This is a genomic window from Rhodopila sp. (genome assembly GCF_035548235.1).
Taxonomy (GTDB): Bacteria; Pseudomonadota; Alphaproteobacteria; order Acetobacterales; family Acetobacteraceae; genus Rhodopila.
Genome location: NZ_DASZTJ010000292.1, coordinates 1 through 6,860, shown reverse-complemented (window position 1 = coordinate 6,860; position 6,860 = coordinate 1). Strand labels below are relative to the sequence as shown.

At 67.7% G+C, this 6,860-nt stretch carries 7 protein-coding genes; 2 read left to right on the top strand and 5 right to left on the bottom strand.

Features of this window, described 5'->3' with window-relative positions; translation table 11 throughout:
* The 5 genes from tmk to ctaD form a co-directional block, all read right to left on the bottom strand.
* Nucleotides 1-463: dTMP kinase (gene tmk / locus VHB27_RS23760; protein WP_325605307.1), on the bottom strand; the 463-nt coding region annotated here is incomplete at its 3' end.
* A 71-nt stretch (nt 464-534) separates the two neighbouring features.
* Entirely contained in the window at nt 535-1,752 is a 1,218-nt protein-coding gene (locus VHB27_RS23755) for a D-alanyl-D-alanine carboxypeptidase family protein (protein ID WP_325605305.1), read from the bottom strand.
* 7 nt (nt 1,753-1,759) lie between these two features.
* The gene (locus VHB27_RS23750; RefSeq protein WP_325605303.1) at nt 1,760-2,743 is read right to left on the bottom strand and encodes a septal ring lytic transglycosylase RlpA family protein; all 984 of its coding nucleotides are present in this window, start codon (nt 2,741-2,743) and stop codon (nt 1,760-1,762) included.
* Nucleotides 2,740-3,705, bottom strand: coding sequence for a lytic murein transglycosylase (locus VHB27_RS23745; RefSeq protein WP_325605301.1), 966 nt, complete (start codon nt 3,703-3,705; stop codon nt 2,740-2,742). Before VHB27_RS23745 ends, VHB27_RS23750 begins: the two co-directional genes overlap by 4 nt.
* Before the next feature lie 44 nt (nt 3,706-3,749).
* The gene (gene ctaD, locus VHB27_RS23740) at nt 3,750-5,345 is read right to left on the bottom strand and encodes a cytochrome c oxidase subunit I (protein ID WP_325605298.1); all 1,596 of its coding nucleotides are present in this window, start codon (nt 5,343-5,345) and stop codon (nt 3,750-3,752) included.
* Nucleotides 5,346-5,516: 171 nt separating this feature from the next.
* On the opposite strand from ctaD, the gene VHB27_RS23735 reads away from it, so the two are divergent.
* Nucleotides 5,517-6,581: an LLM class flavin-dependent oxidoreductase gene (locus VHB27_RS23735; protein ID WP_325605296.1), complete on the top strand. Its 1,065-nt coding sequence runs from the start codon at nt 5,517-5,519 to the stop codon at nt 6,579-6,581.
* A 1-nt stretch (nt 6,582) separates the two neighbouring features.
* Nucleotides 6,583-6,860 (top strand): hypothetical protein (locus tag VHB27_RS23730; RefSeq protein ID WP_325605294.1); only part of this gene is annotated, 278 nt, incomplete at its 3' end.

Sequence of the window (6,860 nt, the reverse complement as noted above, 5' to 3'; positions counted from 1 at the left end):
CGGCGGCCACGGCCTCCGGCACATCCAGCACGATCGTCACATCCGGAACGATCCCGGCAAGCCGTACCTGTTCGGAAATGAACCCGCGATCCGCCCCCTGCCCGTACCCCTGGTATGCCATCGTCGAATCATAGAACCGGTCGCACACCACCCAGTCCCCGCGCGCCAGCGCCGGCTCGATGGTCTTCGCGACATGCTCCGAACGGGCAGCGAAATGAAGCAGGGTCTCGGCCCGGGGCGACCAGTCGATGCCGCCGTTCAACAGGATGCCGCGCAGCAGTTCCGCCCCCGGCGCGCCGCCCGGCTCACGCGTCCGCACCACCGTCTCCCCCCTGGCGGTCAGCGCGCGCGCCAGCAGGTCGGCCTGCGTCGTCTTGCCGGCCCCTTCCCCGCCCTCCAGCGTGATGAACCGGCCGCGCCCCAGAAGGCCCACGTCCCGGAGGCCCACGTCCCGGAGGCCCACGTCCCGGAGGTCCACATTCCGGAGGCCCGCATCCCGGTGACTCTCGTCCCGGTGACTCTCGTCCCGTTGGCTCACGTGCCGGTGACGTATTTCGACAGCACCGCGATCGCCCGTCCGGGCAGGCCAAGCCGAGCCACGTCCTCGGCGGCGAACAGGGGGGCGGAAAGATTGGGGACGCCGTCGCCGGAGACGACCAGTTTGCCGACCTGGTCCCCCTTCATCACCGGCGCGGTGATCGGCGCGTCGTAGCTGATCTTGATCGACGCCTTCTGCCGCCAGTTGCGCGGCATGGTCACGACCAGGTCCTTGCCGGCGACCAACGGGACGGTCGAATCCGCGCCCAGCCAGACCGGCACGCGATCGACCACGTCGCCCGCCGCGAACAGCGTTACGTCTTCGAAATTGAAGAAGCACCAATCCATCAGCCGCTCGGAATCCTCGGAGCGCTCGCGGTTGGTGGCCATGCCGTTCAGCACCAGGATGACGCGCCGCCCGTTGCGCAGGGAACTCGCCACCACGCCATAGCCGCCGGCCTCGGTATGGCCGGTCTTCAGGCCGTCCGCGGTGCCCTTCTGCACCATCGGGTTCCGGTTCTGCTGCTCGATCCCGTTATACTTGAAGGTCTTTTCCGAGTCGTAATGGTAATACATCGGAAATTCGCGGATGATCGCCGCCGCCAGGACCGCGATGTCATGGCAGCTCATGTGATGTTCGGGATCGGGCCAGCCGGTGCAGTTCTTGAAGTAGGAATGCGTCAGGCCAAGCTTCTTGGCGGTGGCGTTCATGATTTCGACGAACTGTTCCTCGGACCCGCCGATCGCCTCAGCCAGCACGATCGCCGCGTCGTTGCCGGAATCGACGACGACGCCGCGGATCAGGTCCTCCACCCGCACGCTGGTGCCGACCTGGACGAACATCTTCGAGCCTTGCATCCGCCAGGCCTTTTCCGACACCGGCAGTTCGTCGTCGAGCTTCAGCCGCCCTTCCTTCAGTCGGCTGTAGACGATGTAGAGCGTCATCAGCTTGGTCATGGAGGATGGCGGCATCTCATCGTCGCCCTGCTTGTCGAGCAGCGTCGCGCCGGTGTTGTAGTCCATCGCATAGGCCCAGCGGGCCGTGGTATCGACCGGGCCCAGCGGCGTATCGGCCGGCGAGCCGGTCGGGTCGGCGTCCTTCCCCTTCCGAGCGACTTTCTCCGCCCGCGCCCCGCGTTTCGGCTGCGCCAGCGCCGGCGCCGAGACCAGCGCGACGGATGCAAACAAGGCGGTTCGGCGGGTCAGCTTCGACATGGTCCTGTCACTCCACCACGATCCGGGCATCCGGGATTCCGAGGGCGAGCGCCTGATCCAGCACGGCGTCCGCCCGTGCGATGGACGGCAGCGGACCGACATCGACTCGGAACTGTTGTCCTCGCCCGCTGGTAAGATAGACGATATGCGCGCCCGCCGCCGCCATTTTGGCCTGCTGGGCCGCGGCATATTGGAACTCGTCGAACGTATCGAGCCTGACGACCAGGCGGCCGGGATTGGGCGTGACCTGCGTCAGCCTCTCCGGCAGGCGCAGGGGTTCGGCGGCCGGCTTCGCCGTATCGTCCGGACCCGGCAGGGGGACCGGCGTGGAAGCGGACGGGGCGGCGATCGCTGCGGGCGTTCCGGGCGCCGGCAGGTCGGTCGTTTCGATCGCGCTGCGCGGCGCCGCGGCGACGGCCAGTTTCGGAGCGCCGGGCACGGAATCCACCGCCGCCTCGGTTTCCCGCGGCAGCAGTTCCACCCGCACCCGTGCGAGGCCGTCCGGCGGGAAGTCCAGCAGCGTGGCGGCCCGGCGCGTGACCTCGATCAGCCGGTGCGGATCGCCGGAGCCGCGGTCGTTGATCCGGACCACGACCTGCCGCCCGTTCTCCAGGTTGGTCACGCGCGCGATGGCCGGGAGCTGGATGGTGGGATGACCGGCGGCCAGCGCCCCCTGGTCGAACACCTCGCCGTCCGAGGTCAGGCCGCTTGGGGGCTTGCGCGCGATCGCCGCGATACCGGTCTCGTCCAGCGTGTCGACGTCGCGCGGATAGTGCCAGACGCCGCCGGCCTGGTACGCCGGCCCCAGGACGTAGTGCGGGTGGGGCGTCGGCGCGGGGGTGCACCCGGACAGGACCAGCGCGGCGGCGGCCGAACCCAGGCCCAAGGTGCGGAAACCCAAGCCGCGGAAACCCAAGGCGCGGAAACCCAAGGCGCGGAAACCCTGGGCATGGAGACCCGGGGCATGGAGACCCGGGGCGCGGAGGGTCACGCCACCACCTGGTCGCCGATCAGCCCGACCGCCAGCGCGTAATAGTCCGACGGGTTGTAGCGGCGGATCGCGTTGAAGTTGGGAAACACGAGGAACGCTTCGCCGGTCGGGCCGTCCGGCGCGATCAGCCCCGCCGGCATGTCCGCGGTGGCGACCCAGCGGCCGATGACCGGACGGACCCCGGCGCGCGCCCATTCGCCCAGCGGGCGGGTAGCATCGCGGCCGGGCGCGGTCATGCCCCGGGGCGGCACCACCGCCTGCCCCCAGCCCTGCCCCGCCCGCCAGCCCGACTCGGCCAGGTAGTTGGCGATCGAAGCCAGGACGTCGGGCGTGCTGGTCCAGATGTCGCGCCGGCCATGCCCCTCGAAATCCACGGCGTAGCGCAGGTAGCTGGTCGGCATGAACTGCGGCTGGCCCATGGCGCCGGCATAGGACCCGGTCATCGCCGCCGGCGAGACGTCGCCGTGATTGAGGATCTTCAGTGCCGCCAGCAACTCGCCGCGGAAGAAGCTGGCGCGGCGCCCGTCCCAGGCGAGCGTGGCCAGGGATTCGATGACGTTGAAGGAGCCGGTGCCGGTGCCGAAACTCGATTCGATGCCCCAGATGCCGACGATCGCGCCGGCGGACACGCCGTAGCGCTGCTGGACGCGCTGGAACAGAAGGCGGTGGGCGGCGAAGGCGGCGCGCCCGTCGGTGATCCGCTTGCTGGTGATGACGATCGAGCGGTACTTCGCCCAGGTCAGGGTGAACTCGGGCTGGTGGCGGTCGCGTTCGAGGACTTTCTCGTTCGGCCTGATGCCCGCGAAGGCCCGGTCGAGCGTCGCCTGGGAGATGCCGGCCCGCCGCGCCTCGGCCCCGACGGAGCGCAGGAAATCCTGGAAGCTGCCGACCGGTTCAGCGAACGCGCGAGTCGCCAGAAGCGTGGACGGAAGGGCTGAAATCAGAAAGCGGCGAGTCGGCATGACAGAAAGTTCCTGCCATGCCGACCTGCACCGGGCAATTTAAATCAGCGAATACGTGGCAGCTCCATATAGGTATGGAATGCCGGCGGCGAGGTCTGGGTCCATTCCAGCGTCGTCGCGCCCTCGCCCCAGTAATTGTCGGCCACATGCTCCTTCGAGGTGAAGGTGCGGTAGCAGACATAGAGGAACACCAGCACCGCCGCGCCGGAGATGAACGCACCGATCGAGGAGACGAAGTTCCACCCGGCGAAGGCGTTCGGATAGTCCGGGTAGCGGCGAGGCATGCCGGACAGGCCCAGGAAGTGCTGCGGAAAGAAGGTCAGGTTGACGCCGATGAAGGTCATCCAGAAATGCACCTTGCCCCAGAACTCCGGATACTGGTGGCCCGACATCTTGCCGATCCAGTAGTAGAAGCCGGCGAAGATGCCGAACACCGCGCCCAGCGACAGCACGTAGTGGAAGTGCGCCACCACGTAATAGGTGTTGTGCAGCACCTCATCGATGCCTGCGTTCGCCAGCACCACGCCGGTCACGCCGCCGACGGTGAAGACGAAGATGAACCCGACGGCCCACAGCATCGGCGTCTTGAACTCGATCGACCCGCCCCACATCGTCGCGATCCAGGAGAAGATCTTCACGCCCGTCGGCACCGCGATGACCAGCGTCGCGGCCATGAAGTAGGCGCGGGTGTCGACGGCGATGCCCGAGACGAACATGTGGTGCGCCCACACCACGAAGCCGACCACGCCGATCGCCACCATCGCGTAGACCATGCCCAGGTAGCCGAAGATCGGCTTGCGGGAGAAGGTCGAGATCACGTGGCTGACGATGCCGAAGGCCGGCAGGATCATGATGTAGACTTCAGGATGGCCGAAGAACCAGAACAGGTGCTGGAACAGCACCGGGTCGCCGCCCTGGGTCGGATCGAAGAAGGCGGTGCCGAAGTTGCGGTCGCAGATCAGCATGGTGATCGCGCCCGCCAGCACGGGGACCGACAGCAGCAGCAGGAAGGCCGTCACCAGCTCCGCCCAGATGAACAGCGGCATCTTGTGCAGCGTCATCCCCGGGGCGCGCATGTTGAAGATGGTGACGATGAAGTTCATCGAGCCCAGCAGCGACGACACGCCGGCCAGGTGCAGCGCGAACAGCGTGCAGTCCATGCCCATGCCGTGTTCATAGGTCGCTTCGGACAGCGGCGGGTACAGCGTCCAGCCGGTGCCGGATTCGTCCATGAACAGGCCGATCATGATCAGCACCAGCGCCGGCGGCAGCAGCCAGAAGCTGATGTTGTTCAGCCGCGGGAACGCCATGTCCGGCGCGCCGATCATCAGCGGGATGAACCAGTTGCCGAACCCGCCGATCAGCGCCGGCATGACCGAGAAGAAGATCATCAGCAGCCCGTGCGAGGTGATGATCGTGTTCCAGGTCTGGCCCACGGTGATGACGGTGTTGTGCGGGTGCAATAGCTGCAGCCGCATGATGTCGGACAGCCCGCCGCCGATGAGGCCCCCGACCACCGCGAAGATCAGGTACAGCGTCCCGATGTCCTTGTGGTTGGTGCTGAAGAGCCAGCGGGCCACGAACCCCGGATGGTGGTCGTGATGCTCTGCGTGATGATCGTCGTGGGTCGTCGCTGACACGCGGCAGTCTCCGTTCAAGCTGGGCCAAGCGCGACGGGCGGTTGCGATCGGCCGTGTCTGTCTGCTTCGTTAGCCCAGTGACCATTGACCGGCAAGCGTTCATACCGAAGATCGCGCACGGAATCGCCTCTCGCCCGCCGACCGGGCAGGGCAAACGGGGATACGTTCGGAATGAAATTCAGCTTCATGACCCTGGCCGACATCGACGAGATCGGCTTTTTCGGCTGCGCCGAGACCCTGGGCTACGACGCCGTCTGGGTCGCCGACAGCCAGATGCTGTATTCCGACGTCTACGCCGTCTGCGCGCTGGCCCTGCAGCAGACCCGCCGCATCCGCGTCGGACCGGGCACCGCGATCTGCGGCACGCGCATCCCGCCGGTCCAGGTGGCGGCAATGGCGACGTTGAACCGCCTCGCGCCCGGGCGCGCCATGCTGGGCATCGGCACCGGCAACACCGCGATGCGCACCATGGGCCAGAAGCCGATGACCATCGCCGCCTTCGGCGAATACCTGCGCGTGCTGCGCGCCCTGCTGGACGGCGAGACCGTCGACTACGCCTATGGCGGCAAGCCGCGCCCGGTGCGGATGCTGCGGCACGAGGACCGGTTCATGAACCTCGAACCGCGCATTCCCCTGTATGTCTCCGGGTTCGGGCCGCGGGCGATGGCGCTGGCCGGGGAATACGGCGACGGGCTGATCTTCGCCATCCCGCCCCGCGGCGTGCCGGTGCAGGAGGCGCTGGGCCACGCCCGCCAGGGCGCCGCGCGCGGCGGGCGGGACATGACGGGCTTCCGCAACGCCTCGCTGCTGAACGTCGTGCTGCTGGAGCCGGGCGAGGCCGTCGACTCCGACCGCGTCAAGCACGCCGTCGGACCGAACATCATGGCCAGCGTCTACTACTTCTACGACACGGTGCATGAACGCGGCATCGACCCGCCCCCGTTCCTCAGCCGCATCTGGAAGCCCTATTGCGCCCTGGTGGAGCAGACCCAGCCCGAACACCGGCACTTCCGGACGCACGAGTTCCACTACCATGACCTGCATCCCGGCGAGGCGGACCTGATCGATGCGCAACTGATCCGCGACACCTGCATCGTCGGGACGGCGGACGAACTGGTCGAGCGTATCCGCCAGATGGCGGCCGACGGGCTGGAGGAGATGATCCTCGCCGCCGGCACCAGCGCGAAGTGGCGGTTCGCCGAGGAATTCTCCCGGCTGGTGATGGCGCGGCTGTAGCATGACGCCGCGAGCGGACGCCGGCGCGCAGGCCGGGGGCGGACCATCCCCAACCACCGGCAGGGCCGCCGCGCTCCTGTCATGGCTTGTCGTCCTGGTCGCCGGCCTGGTCGTGCTGATGCACCTCGTCCTGGTGCTGGGCGGGCATTGGGACGTCGACGAGTTCGCCATCTTCTCCGCCTACCGGACCCAAGGCATCGGCTTCCTGCTGCAGCGGACGATCACCTACAGCCCCCGGCCGTTCTCCGAGTTGCTCCTGTATCTGTACTGGCTGGCGGT

Excerpts from the sequence above, each read along its gene's own strand:
- VHB27_RS23755 (WP_325605305.1), bottom strand. The coding sequence starts at position 1,752 with ATGTCGAAGCTGACCCGCCGAACCGCCTTGTTTGCATCCGTCGCGCTG.
- VHB27_RS23745 (WP_325605301.1), bottom strand. The coding sequence starts at position 3,705 with ATGCCGACTCGCCGCTTTCTGATTTCAGCCCTTCCGTCCACGCTTCTG.
- VHB27_RS23735 (WP_325605296.1), top strand. The coding sequence starts at position 5,517 with ATGAAATTCAGCTTCATGACCCTGGCCGACATCGACGAGATCGGCTTT.